The sequence below is a fragment of the Dellaglioa sp. CoH-56-MRSF-13 genome (assembly GCF_056782095.1).
This window is the reverse complement of sequence record NZ_JBXAYC010000006.1, coordinates 21,815-46,963: the sequence shown is the minus strand read 5'-3', so window position 1 is coordinate 46,963 and position 25,149 is coordinate 21,815. Positions and strand designations below refer to the sequence as shown.

The window sequence follows — 25,149 nt, the reverse complement described above, 5'->3', positions numbered from 1 at the left end:
GAATGACAAAAATAATTGAACTGCCCACAATTTTAGCGGATCAAATAGCTGCTGGTGAAGTAGTTGAAAGACCTGCATCTGTTGTAAAAGAATTAGTTGAAAATGCGATTGATGCGCATGGCACACAAGTTGATGTAGTCGTTGAGGAAGCTGGGCTTAAATTAATTCAAGTCATTGATAATGGAGATGGCATTGAGGCATCCCAACTGCAGAATGCTTTTAAACGTCATGCCACAAGTAAGATTACTTCAAGAGAAGATTTATTTAAAATCAGTACGCTAGGATTTCGTGGCGAAGCTTTACCAAGTATTGCATCAGTTGCTAAAGTGACTTTGAATACAGCTATTGAAGGGCAACCTGGGGCTGTTATTGCTGTTAACGGTGGTGAGATAGTAGATGAAAAATCATCTGCTAGTCGTAAAGGAACAGAAATAACAGTCTCTGACTTATTTTACAATACGCCTGCACGTTTAAAATATGTAAAGTCTTTGCAAACTGAAATGTCAATTATTAGCGACATGATGAACCGATTAGCAATGAGCCATACAAATATTTCATTTTCTTTAACACATGATGGTAAAGAAGTCTTGAAAACAACTGGAAACGGCCAACTGAAACAAACTATTTCAGCTATCTATGGGGTCAAAAGTGCACGCCAAATGCTTGAATTTAAGGGTCATGATTTAGATTTTAAGATTAGCGGTTATACATCACTGCCAGAATTAACGCGTGCTGGCCGACAGTTTATATCTATTTTAATTAATGGACGTTACGTTAAAAATGTTAATTTAAATAAAGCAATCATTAAAGGATATGGATCAAAATTAATGGTTGGACGCTATCCGATTACAATTTTGAATATTCAATTAGATCCCATGCTAGTTGATGTGAATGTTCATCCAACTAAGCAGGAAGTAAGATTGAGTAAAGAACCAGAATTAACTGAACTTATAAAAAAGATTATCTATGAACGTATTGCTGAAGAAAATTTAATTCCGGAAGCATTAGAGAATTTAAGTTCTAAGAAACGTGAAAAAATAGATACGGATCAATTACAATTTGATTTGAATGAAGCCTCAAGTAAATATCAAGCTAAGCCTAAATTCTCATCAGTACAAACGGATGCAGTAACAAGTGGTGAACCTAAGATTACAATTGGCGAAAATTTAAATCATTTATCAAGGAATATTGAACCAATCTCAATTCAAGTTGCTGAACAATTGGATTCGAAACGAGTTAGCACATTTGAGACACAATATGCTAATGAAATTAATGTGGCACCATTTTCTATTGTTACGCCGGATGAAACAGGCGATGTACAGAAAGAGAATGATGAAGAAATAGCTACCACGAAAAAGAGTGAACAAAGGTTTCCTGATTTAAAATATATTGGCCAAATGCATGGAACCTATTTATTTACAGAATCGGAAGACGGGTTATATATATTAGACCAACATGCTGCACAAGAACGTATTAATTATGAGTTTTATCGTAAGCAAATTGGTGACGTTTCTAGTGACTTGCAAAATCTATTGGTACCGATTGTTCTAGAATATACAGTAAGTGAAGCTATAATTATTACTGAACATACCGATATATTGGAAAAAATCGGACTCATCCTTGAACCATTTGGACAAAATAGTTTCATTATTAGACAGCATCCAACCTGGTTTAAAGAAGGGCAAGAAGAAAGTACGATTCGAGAAATGATTGATTACTTACTCACAGATGGGAAAATAGTGATTGCTGAATTTAGAGAAAAAGCGGCGATTATGATGAGTTGCAAGAGGGCAATCAAAGCAAATCACCACCTTGATGATCGACAAGCTAAGGCATTGATAAGTGAGCTAAAAAATGTTGAAAATCCATTTAATTGTCCACATGGACGACCAGTTTTAGTTCATTTTTCTAATCAAGACATGGAACATTTCTTTAAACGAATTCAAGATTCACATCAAACCGGTCACGAAGGTTAGGCTAAGAATCAATTGTTGCCAAATATTTGGTGATAATTGATTTTTTTGTAAGAAAAGCGATAACTGTATAAATAAGTGGTCTATGGTACACTATTAAAAGCAGATTCATGTAGATTAGGAAAAGTGGGAAAATAATATGTATGAGTATTTTATGGGCCAAATAACGGCTGTAACACCTTTTTATCTTGTTTTAGAAGTTAATGGAATAGGCTATCAAATTTTTGTTGCTAACCCATTTAGGTACCAAGAAGATTCAAAAAAAGTTGTTAAAATTTTTGTTTATCAGGCTATTCGTGAAAATGATATGACGTTATTTGGTTTTTACGATTTAGATGAAAAAAAATTATTTGAAAAATTATTGAATGTTTCAGGAATCGGTCCTAAGAGTGCGCTTGCTATTTTAGCCAATGATGATCATCGTGGTTTAGTTAATGCGATTAATACAGAAGATGTTAGTTATTTAATTAAATTTCCAGGTGTTGGTAAAAAAACAGCACAACAAATCGTGCTTGATTTAAAAGGTAAATTAGATGATATTGAAGGTCAAGCAACCACAATGCCAGGACAACAATCGCTTGATTTCATTCCGGCACAAGCATCACCATTTATGAAAGAAAGTCTTGAAGCTTTATCTGCTTTAGGATATTCTCAACGTGAGATTAAGGCTATTAGTAAGAATCTAGAATCATTCGAAGCAGACTCAACGGATGCTTATCTACGAGAAGGCTTAAAATTATTAATGAAAAAATAAAAGGAGGTTGATAAAATGACAGAACAACGGATTATTTCGAATGAACCGGAAGATAATCAGGAAGAATCCATTGAAAAGTCACTTCGTCCCCAATTTTTATCACAATACATTGGTCAAGATAAGGTTAAAAATGAATTAAGTGTGTATATCCAAGCTGCTAGACAACGTGAAGAGGCACTTGATCATGTATTGTTGTATGGGCCACCTGGGTTAGGTAAAACAACACTTGCAATGGTTATTGCAAATGAAATGCAAGTGCAAATTAAAACAACTAGTGGACCAGCAATTGAAAAATCTGGAGATCTTGTGGCACTTTTAAATGAATTACAACCTGGGGATGTCTTATTTATTGATGAAATTCATCGTTTACCCAAGATGGTTGAAGAAATGTTGTATTCAGCTATGGAAGATTTTTTTGTAGATATTGTTGTTGGCCAAGGCCCAACAGCACATCCCGTTCATTTTCCACTACCTCCATTCACATTGATTGGTGCAACAACACGGGCGGGCCTTCTATCAGCACCGTTACGAGATCGATTTGGGATTGTTGAACATATGGCCTATTATAATCAATCTGATTTGCAAGAAATTGTCATTCGATCAGCAGATATTTTCAATACAAAAATTGAAGAAAGTGGCGCTCATGAGTTAGCTCGACGCTCACGTGGAACACCACGAATTGCGAATCGCCTATTAAAAAGAGTTCGTGATTTTGCAGAAGTTTCTGACCAAAGTGAAATTAACCAAGCAACGGCTGATCATGCGTTAAATCTACTTGCCGTGGATAACCGTGGATTAGATGAGACAGATCGCAAACTTTTAGAGACTATGATTGATTTCTATCAAGGTGGTCCAGTTGGTTTGAGTACGTTAGCAGCCAATATAGGGGAAGAAACAGAGACCATTGCTGAAATGGTTGAACCTTATTTAATGCAAATTGGCTTTATAAAACGCACACCAAGAGGGCGAGTTGCAACAATGGAAGCTTATGAACATTTGAATCGACCTTATGACTTTAACGAGAATAAATAGAGAAGGATGACGATATTTTGACTAAACAACTAAGTACTGAAGATTTCGATTATGAATTGCCTCAAGAATTAATTGCGCAAACACCCTTAGAAGAACGTGATGCATCTCGGATGTTAATCTTGGATCATGAGACAGGTAAAATCAAGGATGATTATTTCTATAATGTAATTGACCAATTAAATGCTGGGGACGCTCTTGTAATGAACGATTCGCGGGTGATGCCTGCTAGAATTCATGGAATTAGACCTGATACTGGTGGCCACATCGAAGTGTTGCTATTGAACAATACTGATGGTGATAACTGGGAAACATTAGTAAAACCTGCTAAAAAAATGAAGGTTGGTTCTGTGATTAGTTTTGGTGATGGCCGCTTAACGGCAACGATCATTGAAGAGCTAGAACATGGTGGCCGCATGATTCGTTTTGAATATGAGGGTATATTTATGGAAATTCTGAATGAACTTGGCGAAATGCCGCTACCTCCTTATATTAAAGAAACGCTTGAAGATCAAGAAATGTACCAAACGGTTTATTCAAAGGAAGTTGGATCGGCAGCAGCACCTACAGCTGGTTTACATTTTACAAATGAATTATTAGAAAAGATTGAAGCTAAAGGTGTTCATCTTGTTTATTTAACGCTACATGTTGGATTAGGGACATTTAGACCTGTTAGTGAAACGAATATTGCAGACCATAAAATGCATAGTGAATTTTATCGTTTAACTGAGGATGCAGCTCAACAATTAAATGATGTTCGTAAATCAGGTGGTAAAATTATTGCGACAGGAACAACTACAATTCGGACACTTGAAACAATTGGCTCAAAATTTAAGGGCGCTATTCAAGCTGACAGTGGTTGGACGGAAATTTTCATTAAACCAGGATATGAATTTAAGGTTGTTGAAGGATTTATAACTAATTTTCATTTACCAAAATCAACATTAGTAATGTTGGTTGCAGCATTTACAGGAAGAGAAAATATTTTAAACGCATATAAACATGCAGTTGATTCTAAATATCGATTCTTTAGCTTCGGCGATGCAATGTATATTAAATAGGATGGAGAATTAATAATGGTAGAGCCCGCAATTAAGTATCGGTTAATCAAAAAAGACAAACGGACAGGTGCCAGACTTGGTGAAATTATTACACCTCACGGAACTTTCCCAACGCCAATGTTTATGCCCGTAGGTACACTAGCATCTGTTAAATCAATGGCACCTGAAGAATTAGACGAACTTGGTGCTAATATTATCTTATCAAACACCTATCATTTATGGTTACGCCCCGGTGAAGATGTCGTACAAGAAGCTGGTGGGTTACATAAATTTATGAATTGGGATAAAGGTATTTTGACTGATTCGGGTGGCTTTCAAGTATTTTCATTAGCAAAGATGCGTGATATTACTGAGGAAGGCGTCAAATTTAGAAGTCATCTAAATGGAGAAAAATTATTCTTATCACCAGAAAAAGCGATCCACATAGAAAATGCTTTAGGTGCGGATATTATGATGAGTTTTGATGAATGTCCACCATTTTCTGAAAGTTATGACTATATTAGCAAATCAGTTGATCGGACAAGCCGCTGGGCTGAAAGAGGACTTGAAGCTCATTTGAATCCGAAAGAACAGGCTTTATTTGGAATTGTTCAAGGTGGCGGTCATCGAAATTTGAGAGAACGAAGTGCGCGTGATTTAGTTTCAATGGACTTTCCTGGTTATTCAATAGGTGGGTTATCGGTAGGGGAATCAAAAGCTGAAATGAACCGCGTTTTAGATTTCACAACGCCATTGTTACCAGAAGACAAGCCACGGTATCTAATGGGTGTTGGTTCAGCTGACGCCTTGATTGATGGGGTGTTACGTGGAATTGATATGTTTGATTGCGTGTTACCAACACGTATTGCTAGAAATGGGACAACAATGACTTCAATGGGCCGTGTTGTTGTAAAAAATGCGAAATATGAACGAGACTTTAGACCATTAGATGAAAACTGTGATTGTTATACATGTAAGAATTATACGCGTGCTTATTTACGTCATCTGATTAAAGCAGATGAAACATTTGGTATTCGTTTAACTAGTTATCATAATTTGTATTTTTTAACACATTTAATGGCTGATGTTCGTCAAGCTATTATGGATGACAACTTATTAGAATTTCGTGAAGCATTTTTTGAACAATATGGATTTTATGATAAAAATCCTAAGAATTTTTAAATTTTTTTGAATAACTGTGGTGTTCAGTCAATAAGTTTGATACCCTTGTGTAGTAAGAAAAAAGAAATAGAGGTGACTTATTAATGCAATATAGTAGTATTTTAATGATTGTGGCTTTATTCGTCTTGATGTATTTCATGATGATTCGTCCACAAAAAAAACAACAACAAAAACAACAAGATATGATGAACCAATTAAAACCTGGGGATGCAGTAGTAACTATTGGTCGTTTACACGGCGTTATTGATAGTTTTGATGAAGAGGCAAAAACTGTTACACTTGATTGTGACGGTATTTTCTTAACATTTGAACGCTCAGCAATCGCACGTGTCCTTCCTGCCGCAGTTAAAGTAGAACCTGCAGCTGCAGTTAAGGAAGAAACAACTACTGATGCAGTTATTGAAACAAAAACTGAAGAAGATAAATTCTCTTCTGACGAAAAATAATTATTTTCAAGTATTAACTTTGTGCTAATCAGAGTTAATACTTTTTTTATTGTCTAGTTTAAGACCAACTTTCTTGTTTATTTTACTAATAAAATGTAAACTTATACTATTGATTTTACTAATAAAGAGGACTGAAACCTCAAAAATGAGAGTGGTGTGGAATAATGGAAACTCAACAAAAGGCCTTATTTATTATCTTTGGTGGAACCGGAGATTTAGCAAAGCGAAAATTGTATCCATCTCTTTTCAAACTATTTGAAAAAGGATTTTTAGATGCCAACTTTGCTGTAATTGGGACTGCAAGACGTCCTTGGACAGATGATTTTTATCAAAACGTTGTTACTGAATCTTTAGTTAATGTTAGCGATGATGCTAATAAAATTGCTGATTTCGTATCACATTTTTATTATCAATCACATGATGTGACTGATGTTGCACATTATATAACTTTAAAAAAATTAGCAGATAAACTTGATGAAAAATACCAAATTGAAGGTAACCGTATGTTCTACTTAGCAATGTCACCTCAATTTTTTGGTACGATTGCGACTCATTTAGGGTCACAAAAGTTAGTAACTAAAAATGGATTCAACCGTTTAATTATTGAAAAACCTTTTGGACGCAATTTTGAAAGTGCTAAAAAGTTAAATGATGAAATTACAAATACTTTTGATGAAGATCAAATATTTAGAATTGATCATTACCTAGGTAAGGAAATGATTCAAAATATTCCAGCAATTCGTTTTGGTAATATTATTACGCAAACATTGTGGAATAATAAGTATATAGATAATATTCAATTAACGTTGAGTGAGTCATTAGGTGTTGAAGAACGTGGCGGGTACTATGAAACGAGTGGCGCTATGCGTGATATGTTCCAAAATCACATTATGCAAGTTGTTTCATTATTAACAATGGACATGCCAAAAGAATTTGTTGCATCAGAAATTCGTAAAGAAAAATTAAAGGCTTTAAAAGCAATCCGTATCTTAAAACCTGATGAAGTTAATAAAAACTTTGTTCGTGGACAATATGGTGCAAATGAGGCAGGAACCGAAAAGGCTTATCGTGAGGAAAAACAGATTTCACCTGATTCAATGATTGAAACATTTATTGCTGGTCGTTTAATGATTGACAATGATCGTTGGGCTGGTGTGCCAGTTTATGTTCGCAGTGGTAAACGTCTTGTCGAGAAAAATACTGAAATCAATATTGTTTTTAAAAATGTTGAAAAAAATATTTTTGGAACAAGTGCTGAACATGAACATTTAGGTAAAGATGTATTAACAATTACAGTTGAACCTGATGAACGATTTAGATTGACGATTAATACTAAAGAAATTGGGCAAGGCTTTAACACGAATAAAACGAATTTAGATTATGTTAATTCACCTGAAACAAAAGCTAAAACACCAGAAGCATACGAAAAGTTAATTTTGGATGCGTTAGATGGAAATGCAATTAATTTTGCTCATTGGAATGAAGTTGCTAAGGCATGGAATGTAGCCGATGTGATTTTAGAGACATGGCATAACGATAATGATGATAAAACGTTATTCCCTAACTATTTAAGTGGATCGATGGGTCCAACGGCTTCAGATAAATTATTAACGGATGATGGTAATTACTGGATATACGATCCTAAAAAGTAAAAAACGTTAATCCTTCGGTATTAATTGAAGTAACTCTTGCATGATAATTTTAATTATTTAGGGAAATATTATTTTAATAGACAAAATATCAGAAGTATTATAGTACGAAAGCGATTATAAAAGTATAAATTTATAAGGAGAGTAATGATGAATAAAATTATTATAGATGAAGATTTTTGGAACATCTTTCCAGATGCACAAATTAATATTATGCTTTTAAAAGATATAGATAATCATCCTAAAGAAAATCAAACCGATTTTTATGATAACATGCTTGAACAAGCTGGGGATAAAGCTCAAAAATATTTAACAAATGAATCATTCAAAGACAATTTAGTCGTGGCTAATTGGCGTGAAGCATACCAAAATTTTAAGAAGAAAAAAGGTGCTCGTTCATCAATTGAAGCTTTACTTAAACGAGTTGATCAGGGTAAAGGTGTGGGTTCAATAAATCCGCTTGTTGACCTGTACAATAGTATTTCATTAGAGTATGGTGTACCTGTTGGTGGTGAAGATACAGATGCTATCAAAGGAGATCTTCATTTAGGTGTTGCTAAAGGTGGAGAAGCTTTTTATCCTTTAGGTGATGATAAAAATGAACCAGCTCTGCTTGGTGAAGTTTTATATTATGATGATGATGGAGCAGTTTGCAGATGCTTAAATTGGCGAGATGGTAAAAGAACAATGTTAACAGATGATACAAAAAATGCTGTTATGGTAATGGAATCTGTCAATAAAGAACAGAATGAAATTATTGATGAGGCAATGTTACAATTACAAAAGTCTATTAAAGATAATCTTAATGTAGAAGGTAAAATTTTTAAATTAAATAAGGATAATTCTGTTATAGGTGAATAATATGAAGTACCTCATAATTGTTAAACATAAGTTTAACGATAATGAGGTATTTTTATATCTTAATGGACAATAAAGAGCAATTAATTTGAAAAGGAACGTGCGTTCGTGTAAAATTGCATGAAAAGGATGTGGGACTAATGGCTGAATTAAATGGTATTACAATAGACGATAATTTATTAAAAAGAAAAATTATCCATGTCGATATGGATGCTTTTTATGCGTCAATTGAAGAGCGTGAACATCCTGAATTTATTGGACAACCATTAGTTATTGCCCAGGATCCTAGAAAAAATGGTGGTCGTGGTGTTGTTGCTACAGCAAATTATGAGGCAAGAAAATTAGGTATCCATTCTGCTATGGCAGCCCAAGAAGCTTATGAAATTTGTCCTAAAGCTATTTTTAAATCGCCTGATTTCACACTATATAAAGAAGTTTCAAGACAGCTTCATGAAATATTTCATGAATATACAGAAATGATTGAGCCAATTGCATTTGATGAAGCCTATCTTGATATTACACAGAATAAAAAAGAAATTAAAAGTGCTATTCAAGCAGCGCACATGATTCAAAGAGAAATCTATCAAAAATTACATTTAACCTGTTCAACGGGTGTTTCTTATAATAAATTTTTAGCAAAACTAGCGTCCGATTACAATAAACCAGCTGGAATGACATTAATTCTGCCAGAAGATGTCATTCCTTTTTTATCTGAATTGCCAATTGGTAAATTTAGAGGCGTTGGAAAAAAAACAGAACCAAAAATGATTAATCAAGGTATCCTTACTGGAAAAGAATTATTAGAAAAATCTGAAGTTGAATTAATTCAACAATTTGGTAAATTAGGGTACTTCTTATATAAACGAGTACGAGGTGTTGATGATCGTCCAGTCGAGTGGCAAAGAGAGAGAAAATCGATTGGTAGCGAGCGAACATACGGGAAGTTATTGATGACAACGGATGAAGTTGAAACACAACTTAGGTATATTGCACATTTAGTTTCAGAAACGTTGAGTAAACAACAAAAACATGGGAAAACGTTAGTCATTAAAGTTCGCTATCAGGATTTTACGACGCTAACAAAAAGATTAACATTGGAAGAATTTATTCGTAATGATGCAGCAACTATTTATTTTTATGGACGACAGATTTTTGACGATATATTGGGTGCAGAAAAGGGAATTAGGTTACTTGGATTAACGATGACAAATTTAGCACCAATTGGTTTTGAAAATATGAAACTACCATTATTTGGGAAAAAAGACACAAAACAGCCTTTGTAATTGGCCTCAATAACCGTTATACTTAAGAGCAACTTTGGAAACGAAAGAAGACTAAACATGAAAATTACATGGCTTGGACAATCTAGTATTCAAATTGTTACTGACGATAAGTTGACGATCTTAATTGATCCATTCATTAAAGATAATCCGTTAGTTAAAACGACTATTGACGAATTAAATCCAGATTATATTTTAGTGACGCATGCACACTACGATCATGTGGGTGATACAATTGAGTTAGCAAAAAAATCAGGGGCTAAAGTCGTTACAATCAATGAACTAGCTAATTATTTTGAAGATGAGGGTTTAATTGTTGAGCCTTTAAATTTTGGTGGTCAGCTTAAATTACCTTTCGGTTCAGTAAAACTTATTCCCGCGTGGCATACTGCTGCCTTGGTAATTGATGGTACAGCGAGAACATTAGGTGTAGCTGCAGGGTTTGAATTGCATATTGATGGGAAAGTCTTGTATCATGCAGGAGATACGGCTTTATTTTCAGATATGAAGTTAGTTAATCATATGGAACCTGTTGATTTAGCATTTTTACCGATTGGTGATACTTATACAATGGGTTTAGAAGATGCTGCAATTGCAGCTGAATTTGTACAGGCAAAAAAGGTTGTTCCAATTCATTACAATACGTTTACCAAAATTGAACAAAATCCAGTTGAATTTGTTCAATTATTGAATGATGGTGTGGGGATTATTCCCGAGATTGATATTCCATTTGAGTTCTAAGAAGGAGTCATTTAAGTGAAAATTGAGTTAGAAATTTTAAAAAAAATTAAACAATTTGATACGATTATTATTCATCGTCATCAAAGTCCAGACCCTGATGCAATTGGATCTCAATCGGGGTTAGCAGCAATTATTCGTGCTAGTTTTCCTGACAAAAAGGTTTATCAAGTTGGTGCGCCCTCAGCTGGATTAGTATGGATTAGTGACCAAGATGAAATTTCTGATGAGACGTATAATAATGCACTCGTCATCGTGATTGATACGGCTAATCGTCCAAGAGTTGAAGATGATCGATATACAAGTGGTGCCTACCTAATTAAATTGGATCATCATCCCAATGAAGACGTTTATGGTGATTTAGTTTGGGTGAAAACAAATGCATCAAGTAGTTCTGAATTAGTTATGGATTTAGTTGATGGCGTTGGTGGAGAACTTGTAGTTACTGATGATGCGGCTAGGATGTTATACGCCGGAATTGTTGGCGATACAGGTCGATTCATGTATTCAGCAACAACTGCACATACGATGCAAGTGGTTGCTGAATTAATGACTTATCATTTTTCAACTACTAAAATAAACCAAAAAATGGACAATATTACCGCAGGTGTCGCTAAGTTATCAGGATATGTATATGATAATTTAGTTATTACAGAACATAAAGCAGCATATGTCATATTGACACATGACTATCTAGATTCAATAGAGTTGGGCGATGCTGGTTCATCTCAAATTGTACCTTTACCAGGTAAAATTATTGAAGTTCAATGTTGGGCAATTTTTGTGCAGCAAAAGGATGGTAGCTATCGCGTTCGATTACGATCAAAAGGTCCTGTAATCAATCAGTTAGCAAAAGAGCATGATGGTGGTGGACATCCCATGGCCAGTGGTGCAAGAGCTAAAGACCAAGCAGAGTACGAAGAAATAGTTAAATCACTTGATGATTTAGCTAAGACATATACGGGAGAATAAAATGCCAGAAAATTTTAAAAATTTTGGATTGAAATCGTATCTTTTAAAAGCGATTGAAGCAATTCATTTTAATGTACCAACAGAAGTTCAACAACGCTTAATACCAGTTGTTTTAAAGGGTAAAAGCGTTGTAGGTCAATCACAAACGGGTAGTGGTAAAACACATACTTTCCTATTACCAATCTTTAATCAACTTGATCCTTCAAATAATACGGTTCAAGCAGTTATTACGACACCAAGTCGTGAACTTGCTTACCAAATTTATGAAGCTGCTAAGCAATTGGCAGAATTTAGTCCCGAACCTATTCATATTCAAAATTATGTTGGTGGGACAGATAAACAGCGTCAAATCGATAAATTAAGTAGAAGACAACCACAAATTGTCATTGGGACACCTGGACGTATTGCTGATTTAATGAGCAGTAACGCTTTAGATATTCATAATGCATCAACTTTAGTTGTAGATGAAGCAGATATGACACTTGATTTAGGGTTTTTGAAAGAAACTGATCAAATTGCATCTGCATTACCTTCTGATCTTCAAATGATGGTGTTTTCAGCAACTATTCCACAAAAATTACAACCATTTTTAAAGAAATACATGAAGAACCCAGTAGTTGAAGAAATTGCAGCTAAATCAGTTATTAGTGATACGATTGAAAACTGGATTATTCCAACGAAGGGTCATGATCGTAATGAAGTTATTTATCAATTAATTACGATGGGACAACCATATATCGCACTTATTTTTGCAAATACAAAAACACGTGTTGATGAAATTGTTGAGTATTTACGTGGTAAGAATTTAAAAGTTGCTAAAATTCATGGTGATGTGCCAGCTCGTGAACGAAAACGTGTCATGAAAGAAGTTCAAAATTTAGATTTTCAATATGTTGTCGCAACTGATTTGGCAGCGCGTGGAATTGATATTGAGGGTGTTTCACATGTCATCAATGATGATATTCCAAATGATTTAGAATTCTTCATTCATCGTGTTGGACGTACTGGTCGTAACGGTTTGAGTGGTATTGCGATGACGTTATATGAACCAAATGAAGAAAATAAAATTGCTGAGTTAGAAGCAATGGGGATTAAATTTGCACCTAAAGATATTAAAAAAGGTGAAATCGTTGATTCTTATGATCGTAATCGCCGTGAAAATCGTAAACAAACCAAAGATCCTTTAGCTCCAGTAATCAAAGGAATGGTTAAAAAAGAGAAGAAAAAACGTAAACCTGGATATAAGAAAAAGATTCAAAAAGCAATTAAACGTAAAGATCAAATGGATCGTCGCGTTAACAGAAAACAAAATCGTAAAGAGTCGTAAGCTTAATTTGACAATTTGAGTCGATTTCAATATAATTTTTATTAGAAACAGGGATAAATTTAAATAGCCTAACAGAAACATTTCATTTGCTGAGAGAAATGATTATTTAAAAAAGCTGCCTTGTGTTAAGTATTAATAGAATGACGTCCACTCAACGTTATCGAGTTTAAGAGGTAAACGACTAAAACATCGTTGCAAGTAAGGTGGTACCGCGCTATAAGCGTCCTTACTCGCAGCGGTGTTTTTTGCTTAAAAATAGAAGGGAAGTCACACTTATGAAAAAAATGACAAGTACTGAAATACGCCAAATGTATTTAGATTTCTTTAAAGAAAAAGGCCATACAATTGAACCTAGTGCCTCATTACTACCTGTGGATGATCCCACATTACTGTGGATTAATTCCGGTGTTGCAACTTTAAAAAAATATTTTGATGGATCAGTTGTACCAGAAAATCCTAGAATTACGAATGCCCAAAAAAGTATTCGTACGAATGATATCGAGAATGTTGGTAAGACAGCACGTCATCATACGTTATTCGAAATGTTGGGTAATTTCTCAATTGGGGATTATTTTAAACCAGAAGCAATTAATTGGGCTTGGGAATTATTAACAAGTGAAAAATGGTTCGCATTTGATGCTGAAAAACTATACGTTACTGTTTACCCAAAAGATTTGGAAGCAAAACGTATCTGGTTAGAAGAAGTTAAGTTACCAAAGGATCATCTAGTAGAAGTAGAAGATAACTTTTGGGATATTGGACAAGGACCTAGTGGACCTGATACAGAAATTTTTTATGATCGTGGACAAAGTTTTAATAACTTAGCTGAGGATGATGACGAAAATTATCCTGGTGGCGAAAATGAACGTTATCTAGAAGTTTGGAATATCGTGTTCTCTGAATTTAATCACACACCTGAAAATAACTATGAACCACTACCTCATCAAAATATTGATACGGGGATGGGTTTAGAACGTGTTGTTTCGATTTTCCAAAATGCAAAAACTAATTTTGAAACAGATTTATTCTTACCCTTAATTGATGCAACTGAAAAAATGAGTAATAATAAAAAATATGATGATAATGCCCAAGATGATATTTCATTTAAGGTTATTGCAGATCATGCGCGTGCAATTTCATTTGCCATTGGTGATGGCGCTTTACCTTCTAATGAAGGACGTGGCTATGTTATTCGTCGATTAATTCGTCGTGCAGTGATGCATGGACAAAAATTAGGGATAGAAGGATCATTTTTAACGCAACTTGTACCTGTTGTTGGTAATATTATGAAGGATTATTATCCGGAAGTTTTAGAACAATCAGAGTATATTTCTAAAATTGTTCGTTCTGAAGAAGAACGATTTAATGAAACATTAAAAGATGGATTACAGTTATTAAATAATCTTATTTTAACGACTAAAAAAGAAAATAAAGTAGAGCTAACTGGTGCTGGTGTCTTTAAATTGTACGATACTTATGGTTTTCCATTTGAATTAACGAAAGAATATGCCGAAGATGAAGGATTATCTGTAGATCAAGTAGGGTTTAACGCTGAAATGCAACAGCAGAAGGATCGTGCTCGTGCTGCACGTAGTAATGCTAAATCAATGGGTGTTCAAAATGGGATGTTAACAGATATTAAAACAATTAGTGAATATGTTGGTTATACACAAGCTAATGTGGATGACGCCAAAGTGGTTGATTTAATTGTGGATAACGAGTTAGTAGATAACATAAAACCAGGTGATAACGCTCAAGTTATTTTTTCAAAAACACCATTTTACGCTGAAATGGGTGGACAAGTTGCTGATAAAGGAACTATCAAAGATACAGAAGGCAATGTTATTGCTGAAGTTGAAGAAGTTCAACATGCACCTAATGGACAAAATTTACACGCCATTAAAGTTCTTGCAGCAATGAAAAAAGACCAATTAGTGACACTAGAAATTAATCAAGATTTCCATAAAAAAGTTGAAAAAAATCATACGGCGACACATTTACTTGATCAAGCATTGCGAGATGTTCTGGGCGAACATACACATCAAGCTGGGTCATTAGTCGAACCCACTTATCTACGGTTTGATTTTACAAATATTGGTTCCGTTTCAGAGAAACAGTTAAAACAAGTTGAAAAGATTGTTAACGATAAGATTTGGGCTGAGTTAGCTGTTGAAACTGTTGAAACAGATATTGATTCTGCTAAAAATATGGGTGCCATTGCTTTATTCTCAGAAAAATATGGAAAAATTGTGCGGGTTGTGAAAATTGGCGATTATTCAATTGAATTCTGTGGTGGTACGCACGTTTCAAATACGAGTGAAATCGGCTTATTTAAAATTATTTCTGAATCAGGTGTTGGTGCCGGCGTTCGTCGTATTGAAGCAGTAACTTCTAAAGAAGCTTTTGATTTCTTAAACGGACGTAACGAACTCTTAGAAACAGTAGCACAACAAGTAAAAGTAAATAAAGTCGTAGAAGTTTCAAATAAAATTGAACAATTACAAAGTGCATTAAAAGTAAGTGAACAACAAATTCAAGCATTTGAAGATAAAATTGCTAGCCAACAAGCTGGGGATGTTTTCAAAAATAAACAAGAAATTAATGGTAAAACGTTAATTGCAGCAAAAGTTTCAGTTTCAGGGATGTCTCAATTACGTCAATTGGCTGACCAATGGAAAACCCAAGAATTATCAGATGTTTTGGCTATTGGAACAACAAGTGATGACGGTAAAGTTAATTTAATTACGGCAGTTAGTGCTGATGGCATTAAATCAGGATTAAAAGCGGGCGATTTAATTAAGACGATTGCGCCACTTGTTGGCGGTGGTGGCGGTGGCCGACCAGACTTAGCTCAAGCAGGTGGTAAAAATCCAGCAGGTTTAGCTGATGCAATCAAAGAAGCAGCAAATTGGTTAAATAATCAAACCAAATAATAATTAAAGGAGTATTTATCTAATAATAAATAGATAAATACTCTTTATTATATTACGGCTTGATTACATCAGCTTGTTTTGATTGTCGAATGGTCCTTTTTTTAGTAGAATAGAGCTAGGTTAATAAATTGATGGGGGTGCCACGTTATGAGTTCATTAGATAAAACAATGTTCTTTAATTTTGACGAAAATAATAAAAAAGATGTCCACGATACATTGGTAACTGTTTACCAATCATTAGAAGAAAAAGGGTACAACCCTATTAACCAGATTGTTGGCTATTTGTTATCGGGCGATCCTGCTTATATTCCTAGATTTAATGACGCACGTAATTTAATTAGAAAATATGAACGCGATGAAATTGTTGAAGAGTTAGTTAAAAATTACTTAAATACAGAAGAAAAGTAGGAAATTAAATGAGATTAATGGGCTTGGATATTGGTTCAAGAACGGTCGGCGTTTCAATGAGCGATTTATTAGGATGGACTGCCCAAGGCGTTGAAATTATTCGTATTAATGAAGACAGAAGTGACTTTGGTATTGAACGTGTCAAAGAATTGGTTACAGAGTATGAAGTAACTGGCTTTGTACTCGGCTTACCCAAAAATATGAACAACTCATTAGGCCCTCGTGCTGAAGCTGCGCAAAAGTACGGCGAGTTATTAGTTGAAACTTTTGGCTTGCCAATTGATTTTCAAGATGAACGGTTGACAACTGTTGAGGCAGAACGTATGCTTGTTGAACAGGCCGATACATCAAGAAAAAAAAGAAAAAAAGTTATTGATAAACTTGCTGCAAGCCTAATTTTACAGAATTATTTAGATGGTAAAGGCAAATTAACTAAAGAATAAAGTGAGGTCACAATATGAATAATGAAGAAGAAAACCAACAGATTACATTAGTAGATGATAACGGTAATGAAACACTTTTTGAAGTTCTGTTTACCTTTGAATCTGATGATTACAATAAATCATATATTATGCTTTATCCACTTGGCTCAGAAGCTGATGAAGAGGTTGAAATTCAAGCTTACTCATTTAGTCCTAATGAGAATGGTGAAGCAACTGAAAGTGATTTAGAACCAATCGAAGACGATGATGAATGGGATATGGTAGAAGAAGTATTGAATACCTTCCTTTCAGATGAAAGTATGCAATAGAAGATTATTTAAAAAGTTGAGCCAAATTGGTTTAACTTTTTTATTTTGTTTTAAATTATATATTATGGACTATGATACACATATCTCTTTTGATCAATTCGTGGTAAAATTATTTTTAAATGATTAAATGTAAGGAGGGTGTTCATTGGAAAATCAAAAGAATAGATATAAGACTAAAATCGGTAAAAAAGTGTATACAATTATTGGATCAGAATCAGACACACACATGGACGCCGTAGCAACATTGGTGAAAAATGAATTTCAATCAGTGAAGGACATGCTACCTGAAATAGATGATGAACAAGTAGCGATATTAGTAGCTATCAACGCAGTTTCAGATCAAATTAAATTACAAGAAAAATTAAATGAAATTAATGGTGAAACACAAGTAAAGGAGTAATATTATGACAGTTTCTTTAATTGTTATCTTTTTATTAATTGTGTCATTTTTTAACGGTTATAGAAAAGGATTAGTATTAACGCTTTTGAGAATTGTAGGATTTATCGCTATCTATTTATTTGCTAAAGTTTTAACAAATCCTGTTACTATTTGGTTGGGAGAACGTTTCCCTAAAATTATGGAAACTGATAAGACATCTATTACGAACCATCTTCAGACTAACTTTTATTCGATGATTGTATTTGCGGCTTTATTTGTGGTTGGCGGTATACTCATTAGAGGTATTATTAGAGTAATAAATTCTGTTACAAAATTACCAGTTATTCATCAGGTGAATTCACTAATTGGTGGGGTTCTATCGGTTATACTGATGTTTGTTTTTATTTTTATTGGGTTAATTATTTTGTCGGCTTGGCCTAATCAAAAAGTTAATGAAGCTGTTTTAGAATCGACGGTTGCTCAAAAAATACTAACAGATACGCCAACAATAGCTAAAAAGATGTTCATTACAAATACATCATCTACAGATTAAATGTTAGGAGAATTAAAGTATGAACGAAAAAGGATTAAAGACATTAGAATATCAAAAAGTTAAACAACAAATTCAAACATTTATATCTACTGAATCTGGACAAGAAGAAGTTAAGGCATTAGAGCCGATGACTAATCTCGAAAAAATCCAAAAGGATTTAGACGAAACACAAGATGCTGTGAAGATATTGCGACTCCGCGGTGGCATTCCTTTACCACAATTAGTCAACGTTAAGCCACATATGAAACGGTTAGATATGGGAGCTTCTTTGAATGGTAAAGAGCTATCTGCTGTTGGTCGTGTACTACGAACGACTAATGAGGTTAAATTATTTTTTAAAGATTTAGCAGATTCTGAAATTGAATTAACGAGATTATTTGAATGGATAGAAAAGCTTGAAAATCTACCTGAAATTAATCGTAGGTTGAATCAGTCAATTGAAAATGATGGTCACATTACTGATGAGGCTTCACCAGTATTGCATAATATTCGACAAAATATTTTACGCTCGGAAAGTGCCATTAGAGCTAAACTACAAGAATTTACGCGTGGTAAAAGTGCTAAATATTTAAGTGAAACATTAATTACAATTAGAAATGAACGTTACGTTATCCCTGTTAAGGCAGAATATCGTGGTCAATTTGGTGGCGCTGTTCATGACCAAAGTGCAACAGGACAGACCTTATTTATTGAACCGCAAGCAATTGTCGAGATGAATAATCATTTACGCGAACAGCAACTTGCTCAAGCAGATGAAGAACGTCGTATTTTGGCAGAGTTATCTGAATTAGTTGCACCTTTTACAGCAGAAATTTTAGAAAATGCTTATATTTTAGGACATTTCGATTTTGTTAATGCAAAGGCACAATATGCAAGCTCAATTAAAGCAACTGAACCAGCAATTAGTGTTGAAAATGACATTTTTTTAAGACAAGCACGTCATCCTTTATTGGATAGTAAAAAAGTAGTTGCTAACGATATTATGTTAGGAAAAGATTATCAAGCAATTGTTGTTACGGGACCTAATACCGGTGGTAAAACAATTACGTTAAAAACATTAGGCTTAATTCAGATGATGGGACAATCAGGTTTAAATATTCCAACAAATGAAGGTAGTCGTATTGGTATTTTTGAAGATATCTTTGCAGATATTGGGGATGAACAATCGATTGAACAGAGCTTAAGTACATTTTCTGCTCATATGACTAATATCGTTTCTATTTTAGCTAATATTAACGAACATTCATTAGTTTTATTTGATGAATTAGGAGCTGGAACGGATCCACAAGAAGGTGCAGCTTTGGCGATTGCAATTCTTGATGCTGTTGGAGAAAAAGGTAGTTATACAGTTGCTACAACACATTATCCCGAATTAAAAGCGTATGGGTTTAATCGTGCTGGAACAATTAATGCTAGTATGGAATTTGATAGTGAAACGTTACAACCAACTTATCGATTATTAATTGGAATACCTGGTCGTAGTAATGCGTTTGATATTTCTCGTAAAATTGGGTTAGCGTCAAATGTTGTTGATCAAGCGCAAAACTTGACCAATCAAGATAGCCAAGATTTGAATGAAATGATTTCTGACTTAATGAGTAAGCGAAAAAAGGCAGAAGATGAGACACTGGCATTAAAAGCACAACTAGAAGATTCAACGAAATTACATGATGACCTAGCTAAACAGTATGCCGAGTTTGTTGCGCAAAGAGAGTCAATGACGGATAAGGCTAAGGGAAAAGCTAATGAAATCGTGGCAGAAGCAGAAATAAATGCAGATAAAATAATAAAAGAAATTCGCCAAATGCAGATGCTTCAAGGACAAGCTGTTAAAGAACATGAATTAATTGATGCAAAATCACAATTATCACAAATGCATCAACCAACAAATGCTTTGAAGAAAAATAAGGTCCTACAACGAGCTAAAAATAAACAAGAATTCCATGTGAACGACGATGTCTTAGTTAAAACTTATGGTCAACAAGGTGTTTTAGTTAAAAAAATGAGTAAGACAGAGTGGGAAGTTCAACTTGGTATTCTAAAAATGAAAATTAATGAAAACGACCTTCAAAAAGTTCATATCGAGAATGATAAAAAGGATAGAACCATTTTTAAAAATGCGGCTTCAACAAGCGTTTCAACATCGCTTGATCTTCGTGGACAGCGCTATGATGATGCAATGAGCCAAGTTGATCAGTATATTGATTCTGTTTTACTTGCTGGATATGCTTCTGTTACTATTGTTCATGGTAAAGGGACTGGAGCCTTAAGAACTGGAATAACAGATTATTTGAAATCAAATCGTCATGTTAAGTCATTTGAATTTGCAGCACCCAATGCTGGTGGAAATGGCGCAACTATCGTAGAATTCAAGTAACGTTTACTTTTTGTAAGCAAAAATGTGGCGTGGTATTATTTTCTTTGATATGATGGTCACATAAATAATAAAAGGGGGAATTCAAATGGTACAAGCAATTACAGATAAAGAATTTGAAAAAGTAACAGATTCAGGTGTAACATTGACAGATTTTTGGGCAACATGGTGTGGTCCTTGTCGTATGCAATCGCCAGCTATTGAAGATTTAGAACAAGAAATGGGCGATAAAGTAAAATTTTCTAAAATGGATATTGATCAAAATCCAGCAACAGCACAATCTTTTGGTATCATGAGTATTCCAACTTTAATGATTAAAAAAGATGGCGAAGTTGTTGATACAATCGTCGGTTATCATTCAAAAGATCAGGTTAAAGAAGTTTTAGCACAATATATTTAGTAATTAAAAAGAGCTGACTTTTAAAGTCAGCTCTTTTTAATTATCTATTCGATAATTATTCAGTTTCAGTTGGTACTTTGAAGTGAAATTGGTCAGTTGGTTCTGTCATATTAGGATCTTTTAAATCAGTTTGAACAATAATTGAAACACCGGATTTATTATTTTGATTTTCAATTATTGTTTCTGATGTGAAACCACTTTGAATTTGGATAGTTTCAGCAATAAACCCAGCTTCTAGGTTAAAATCAGCAGACTTAATCTGATTCTGTCTGAAGGTAACAATATTACCAGATAGTAACCAAGTTTGCTTGTCTTTTTTTTCTTTAACCACTTCAAGAGTACCCCAATTTGCCTTTTCAAAAAAGGTAATAAGGTCTGCAATATTAGCGAGGTTAGCATTACGGGCCATTTTTTTACCAACCCAGTATAAAATTGTTGTATCCGTACCAATTACTTCTGGTATTAAACTATCGCGAATAAGTTCATATGCGAATGTATCATTGTTGTCAGCTGATAATAAATTTTCAATCAAATTTGGTTTCATATGGATCTCCCTCTGGATATATAATATACAAGTATTATACCGTTATTTAAGATTAGATGATATTGATTTTTCATAAATTAATGTTAAATGACTAGACTTGAATTTTGAGTAAAGACAAGTCATAATTAAGATTGATAAGTAATCGAAAAAGAGGTTAGAAAATGAATAATCAAGCAATTGGATTTATTGATTCAGGTGTTGGTGGATTAACAGTTGTAAAAGAAGCACTTAAACAATTACCAAACGAAAAAATATACTATTTAGGTGATACAGCTAGAATGCCATATGGACCTCGGCCCTCAGAACAAGTTTTAGAATTCACTTGGGATATGACATCTTTTTTGTTAAGTAAAGGGATAAAAATGTTAGTGATTGCTTGTAATACAGCAACGGCTGCTGCCTTGGATGATTTACGAGAAAAATTAGCAATCCCAGTGATTGGTGTTATAAAACCAGGAAGTAGAGCGGCAATTAAGTCATCTAAAAACCAAAGAGTAGGCGTTATTGGGACGGAAGGTACGATTAAAAGTAGCGCATATAGTAATACGTTACATGAAAAAAATCCTAATTTATTTGTGACGAGCTTACCTTGTCCAAAGTTCGTCCCAATTGTCGAGAGTGATCAATACGAATCAGAAATCGCTGAACGAGTTGTTAATGAAACGTTAGCTTTTTTTGATGATAAAAACATTGATACACTAGTCATGGGCTGTACTCACTATCCATTACTCAGACCTTTTATTCAAAATGCGGTTGGTGATAAAGTAACGTTGATTGATTCAGGAGCTGAAACAGTTAACGATGTTTCAACTATCTTAGATTATTTTAATATTGCGGCTAAAAGTGAAGCAAAAATTGAACATGAATTTTTTACGACGGGTGATGCGAATGATTTTAACGAAATTGCATCAGGTTGGTTAGGATTAGAAAATATAAATTCTAAAACAATTCATTTAGGACAGGGAGACTAACATGCGTAAAAATGAGAATCGAGATAATTTAGAAGTTAGACCAGTCTCAATTACAAAATTAAGTCTTAAGGAAGTCGATAGTGCGATTGAATACCAGTTGGGCTTGACTAAGGTAACAATTTTAGTTAACGAAACAGATAACATTGGTGAATTGAAAGTAGACGTTAATCAGTGGTTGAGTGCTCAAAGCAATGTCAAAATTGAATTGATTTTATCATCGCTTAAGACGGCCTTGGCAGAAACATTAAAAGATACTGGATTTAATTTACAAGTACAAATCATGCAAGCTGATGGGGATATTATTGCAACAGTTATTAATGCGAGTTATGTAGCAATTCAAAATTTATTGTTAAAGAGTAACGGTCAAAAATTAAAACCATTTTCAGCGATTAATGTTGGTTTCATTCATGATGAGTTATTTGCTGATTTAACAAGTGAAGAAGAGGAAACAGCCGATAGTCATTTATTAATTGTTCAAAATGAATCAGGGGCTTTTTTACAATTGAATTTTGAAAAATCTAATGCTGATTTACTTGGTGACAAATTAACGCAACTTTTAGGTGGAGCAATGTCAGGATTATCAGAATTAATGGGTAATTCGCAGAAGAAAACCATTTTAATTCAAAATGAACATATTGAGAATCAAAAAGATGTGATTTTAATTGCAACTAAAAATGAAGGAAAAGCGACTGAATTTAAACGTTTTTTTAATCCACTAGGATTTAAAGTTACTACGTTGTTGGACTATCCTGAATTACCAGATGTTGAAGAAACTGGGAAAACATTTGAAGAGAATGCAAGATTAAAGGCAGAAACAATTTCACAATTAACACAATTACCTGTTTTAGCAGATGATTCTGGTTTAATGGTGGACGCCTTAGATGGTCGACCAGGTATATTTTCTGCTCGTTTTGCTGAGGACCATAATGACGCTGCGAATAATGCGAAATTATTACATGAAATGACTGACGTGCCGAAAGACAAAAGGACTGCAAATTTCCATACAACGTTAGTTTTTGCAAAACCTGGTAACGAGTCACTAGTTGTAGACGGTGAAGTGGCTGGAGAAATTTTGGGTATACCACGTGGAGATAACGGATTTGGTTATGACTCACTTTTTTATGTACCTGAATTATATAAGTCTATGGCTGAACTGACTGAAGTAGAAAAAAATAAAATTAGTCATCGCGGTCGTGCAACCGTCAAGTTAATGTCAAATTTTAATGATTGGTGGGAAAAATAAGATGAAGTGCTTAGTTGTGAGTGATAGTCATGGAGATCGTGATATATTAGAATCTATTTTAGTACATAATAAAAATCAAGTTGATGTATTTTTTCATTGTGGCGATTCAGAATTAGAAGCAAATGATCCGCTTTTTAATAAATTTGATGGTGTCCTAGGAAACATGGATTTTGATATGAATTTTCCAGAAGAATTAGTTGAAATTGTGAGCGGGGAAACTATCTATCTCTCTCACGGGCATCTGACTAACGTTAAAACAGGACTGTTCACACTTGAATTAAAAGCTAAGGCTAATCATGCTAAATTCGTATTTTTTGGACATACTCATGAATTAGGATGTGAGATGACTGACGATGGCGTATTAATTTTAAATCCTGGGAGCATTAGTCTTCCTAGAGGGATGTATCAAGGGATTGGTGGAACATATGCGATAGTAGAAGCAAACGAAAAAAATGTTCACGTCTCATATTTCACTAGACAGCATAAATTAATACCAGAATTAACTTGCGAGTTTAAACGTAAATAGCGAAAAAAAACCTCTAAACGAATTTTATCGTTTAGAGGTTTTTAAAATTTAAGCTAGCATAAAAAGTGATTTGTATAGGAAAACGGCACAAATGCCGGCTGCAATTGGTGCAACGACTGGGACCCAACTATAATCCCATTGTGAGTTACCTTTATTTTTAAGAGGTAATAGTTGATGTAGTAAACGTGGAGCAAGATCACGAGCTGGGTTTAGGGCTGGGCCAGTTGCGCCACCCAATGATGCAACTAATACAAGGACTAAGAAACCTAATCCGAGATGAGCTGTTCCGAGGTTATCGGAGAAAAATGGTGCTTTTGTAATACCAATGGCGCCAAATATCAAAATGAAAGTACCAACAAATTCATTAATAAAACCATTTAATTTACTTTGAGCGGCATCAATAGTTGAGAAAGTACCTAAAATACGTTCAGGATCAGTTGTTTGATCATAGTAAGGTTTGTAGGCTGCAACAACAATAGCTTGTCCAACGAATGCACCTAAAAATTGTACTGTCATGTAGGGAAGTACTTCACCCCATGGGAACAAACCAGAAAAAGCTAATCCTAAAGTGAAAGCTGGATTAATATGATTTGCTGAAATACTACCAAAGATTAAGGCGGGAATCATAACACCGAATCCATAACCGAAGGCGATTAAAGCCCAATCACTACCATGTCCTTTTGTATGCCCAAGTTCGACATTGGCCACCGAACCATTACCTAAAATAACCATAATTGCTGTACCAATAAATTCTGCAGCTAATCTTGTTGTTAATGTATAATCCATTGTATCCTCCTATTTTTGTTCGCAATATTTATT

The 25,149-nt window shown here is 34.2% G+C and carries 25 protein-coding genes; 23 read left to right on the top strand and 2 right to left on the bottom strand.

What is annotated here, in order from left to right; genetic code table 11:
• Nucleotides 1-2 precede the first annotated feature (2 nt).
• The 20 genes from mutL (at nt 3) to trxA (ending at nt 21,046) form a co-directional block, all read left to right on the top strand.
• A complete protein-coding gene (gene mutL, locus AC1RP1_RS06625; protein ID WP_481761845.1) occupies nt 3-1,976 on the top strand; it encodes a DNA mismatch repair endonuclease MutL in 1,974 nt (657 codons plus the stop codon).
• A 136-nt stretch (nt 1,977-2,112) separates the two neighbouring features.
• Nucleotides 2,113-2,727: a Holliday junction branch migration protein RuvA gene (gene ruvA, locus AC1RP1_RS06620; RefSeq protein WP_481761844.1), complete on the top strand. Its 615-nt coding sequence runs from the start codon at nt 2,113-2,115 to the stop codon at nt 2,725-2,727.
• Between the two features lie 15 nt (nt 2,728-2,742).
• Nucleotides 2,743-3,759: a Holliday junction branch migration DNA helicase RuvB gene (gene ruvB, locus AC1RP1_RS06615; protein WP_409021443.1), complete on the top strand. Its 1,017-nt coding sequence runs from the start codon at nt 2,743-2,745 to the stop codon at nt 3,757-3,759.
• A gap of 17 nt (nt 3,760-3,776) precedes the next feature.
• Nucleotides 3,777-4,817: a tRNA preQ1(34) S-adenosylmethionine ribosyltransferase-isomerase QueA gene (gene queA, locus AC1RP1_RS06610; protein WP_481761843.1), complete on the top strand. Its 1,041-nt coding sequence runs from the start codon at nt 3,777-3,779 to the stop codon at nt 4,815-4,817.
• Nucleotides 4,818-4,832: 15 nt separating this feature from the next.
• Nucleotides 4,833-5,978: a tRNA guanosine(34) transglycosylase Tgt gene (tgt, locus tag AC1RP1_RS06605; RefSeq protein ID WP_481761842.1), complete on the top strand. Its 1,146-nt coding sequence runs from the start codon at nt 4,833-4,835 to the stop codon at nt 5,976-5,978.
• A gap of 83 nt (nt 5,979-6,061) precedes the next feature.
• On the top strand, nt 6,062-6,424 hold the full coding sequence (yajC, locus tag AC1RP1_RS06600; protein ID WP_409021441.1) for a preprotein translocase subunit YajC: 363 nt from the start codon (nt 6,062-6,064) through the stop codon (nt 6,422-6,424).
• Nucleotides 6,425-6,588: 164 nt separating this feature from the next.
• Complete coding sequence (zwf, locus tag AC1RP1_RS06595) at nt 6,589-8,076, top strand: glucose-6-phosphate dehydrogenase (RefSeq protein ID WP_481761841.1); 1,488 nt, start codon at nt 6,589-6,591, stop codon at nt 8,074-8,076.
• A 147-nt stretch (nt 8,077-8,223) separates the two neighbouring features.
• Nucleotides 8,224-8,934 carry a B3/B4 domain-containing protein gene (locus AC1RP1_RS06590; protein WP_481761840.1) on the top strand — a complete coding sequence of 237 codons (711 nt, stop codon included), beginning with the start codon at nt 8,224-8,226 and terminating at the stop codon, nt 8,932-8,934.
• 137 nt (nt 8,935-9,071) lie between these two features.
• Complete coding sequence (gene dinB / locus AC1RP1_RS06585) at nt 9,072-10,214, top strand: DNA polymerase IV (RefSeq protein ID WP_481761839.1); 1,143 nt, start codon at nt 9,072-9,074, stop codon at nt 10,212-10,214.
• A gap of 57 nt (nt 10,215-10,271) precedes the next feature.
• Complete coding sequence (locus AC1RP1_RS06580; RefSeq protein ID WP_481761838.1) at nt 10,272-10,952, top strand: metal-dependent hydrolase; 681 nt, start codon at nt 10,272-10,274, stop codon at nt 10,950-10,952.
• A gap of 15 nt (nt 10,953-10,967) precedes the next feature.
• Nucleotides 10,968-11,921, top strand: coding sequence for a DHH family phosphoesterase (locus AC1RP1_RS06575; RefSeq protein WP_481761837.1), 954 nt, complete (start codon nt 10,968-10,970; stop codon nt 11,919-11,921).
• A gap of 1 nt (nt 11,922) precedes the next feature.
• A complete protein-coding gene (locus tag AC1RP1_RS06570) occupies nt 11,923-13,248 on the top strand; it encodes a DEAD/DEAH box helicase (protein ID WP_409021433.1) in 1,326 nt (441 codons plus the stop codon).
• Between the two features lie 275 nt (nt 13,249-13,523).
• Nucleotides 13,524-16,181 (top strand): alanine--tRNA ligase, encoded by a 2,658-nt coding sequence (gene alaS, locus AC1RP1_RS06565; RefSeq protein ID WP_481761836.1) that lies wholly within the window; start codon nt 13,524-13,526, stop codon nt 16,179-16,181.
• Nucleotides 16,182-16,328: 147 nt separating this feature from the next.
• A complete protein-coding gene (locus tag AC1RP1_RS06560; RefSeq protein WP_481761835.1) occupies nt 16,329-16,589 on the top strand; it encodes an IreB family regulatory phosphoprotein in 261 nt (86 codons plus the stop codon).
• Nucleotides 16,590-16,597: 8 nt separating this feature from the next.
• Nucleotides 16,598-17,032 carry a Holliday junction resolvase RuvX gene (gene ruvX / locus AC1RP1_RS06555; RefSeq protein ID WP_409021430.1) on the top strand — a complete coding sequence of 145 codons (435 nt, stop codon included), beginning with the start codon at nt 16,598-16,600 and terminating at the stop codon, nt 17,030-17,032.
• 14 nt (nt 17,033-17,046) lie between these two features.
• Nucleotides 17,047-17,340 carry a DUF1292 domain-containing protein gene (locus tag AC1RP1_RS06550; protein WP_409022780.1) on the top strand — a complete coding sequence of 98 codons (294 nt, stop codon included), beginning with the start codon at nt 17,047-17,049 and terminating at the stop codon, nt 17,338-17,340.
• 145 nt (nt 17,341-17,485) lie between these two features.
• Nucleotides 17,486-17,740, top strand: coding sequence for a cell division protein ZapA (gene zapA / locus AC1RP1_RS06545; protein ID WP_481761834.1), 255 nt, complete (start codon nt 17,486-17,488; stop codon nt 17,738-17,740).
• Nucleotides 17,741-17,744: 4 nt separating this feature from the next.
• On the top strand, nt 17,745-18,272 hold the full coding sequence (locus AC1RP1_RS06540) for a CvpA family protein (protein ID WP_481761833.1): 528 nt from the start codon (nt 17,745-17,747) through the stop codon (nt 18,270-18,272).
• Nucleotides 18,273-18,291: 19 nt separating this feature from the next.
• Nucleotides 18,292-20,649 carry an endonuclease MutS2 gene (locus AC1RP1_RS06535; RefSeq protein ID WP_481761832.1) on the top strand — a complete coding sequence of 786 codons (2,358 nt, stop codon included), beginning with the start codon at nt 18,292-18,294 and terminating at the stop codon, nt 20,647-20,649.
• An 85-nt stretch (nt 20,650-20,734) separates the two neighbouring features.
• Nucleotides 20,735-21,046: a thioredoxin gene (gene trxA / locus AC1RP1_RS06530; RefSeq protein WP_409022776.1), complete on the top strand. Its 312-nt coding sequence runs from the start codon at nt 20,735-20,737 to the stop codon at nt 21,044-21,046.
• Between the two features lie 55 nt (nt 21,047-21,101).
• On the opposite strand, the gene AC1RP1_RS06525 is transcribed toward trxA, so the two are convergent.
• Nucleotides 21,102-21,590 carry a YslB family protein gene (locus AC1RP1_RS06525; RefSeq protein WP_481761831.1) on the bottom strand — a complete coding sequence of 163 codons (489 nt, stop codon included), beginning with the start codon at nt 21,588-21,590 and terminating at the stop codon, nt 21,102-21,104.
• Between the two features lie 161 nt (nt 21,591-21,751).
• Here AC1RP1_RS06525 and racE point away from each other — a divergent pair, with 161 nt between their 5' ends.
• From racE to AC1RP1_RS06510, 3 genes are read left to right on the top strand one after another with little or no spacing between them, the layout of a single operon-like run.
• Nucleotides 21,752-22,561 (top strand): glutamate racemase, encoded by an 810-nt coding sequence (gene racE, locus AC1RP1_RS06520; protein WP_481761830.1) that lies wholly within the window; start codon nt 21,752-21,754, stop codon nt 22,559-22,561.
• Between the two features lies 1 nt (nt 22,562).
• A complete protein-coding gene (locus AC1RP1_RS06515; protein ID WP_481761829.1) occupies nt 22,563-23,804 on the top strand; it encodes an XTP/dITP diphosphatase in 1,242 nt (413 codons plus the stop codon).
• Nucleotides 23,785-24,330: a YfcE family phosphodiesterase gene (locus AC1RP1_RS06510; protein WP_481761828.1), complete on the top strand. Its 546-nt coding sequence runs from the start codon at nt 23,785-23,787 to the stop codon at nt 24,328-24,330. The genes AC1RP1_RS06515 and AC1RP1_RS06510 overlap by 20 nt, the downstream gene beginning before the upstream one ends.
• Before the next feature lie 48 nt (nt 24,331-24,378).
• On the opposite strand, the gene AC1RP1_RS06505 is transcribed toward AC1RP1_RS06510, so the two are convergent.
• Nucleotides 24,379-25,116, bottom strand: a complete 738-nt coding sequence (locus AC1RP1_RS06505) for an MIP/aquaporin family protein (protein WP_409022771.1) — start codon at nt 25,114-25,116, stop codon at nt 24,379-24,381.
• Nucleotides 25,117-25,149: the final 33 nt, after the last annotated feature.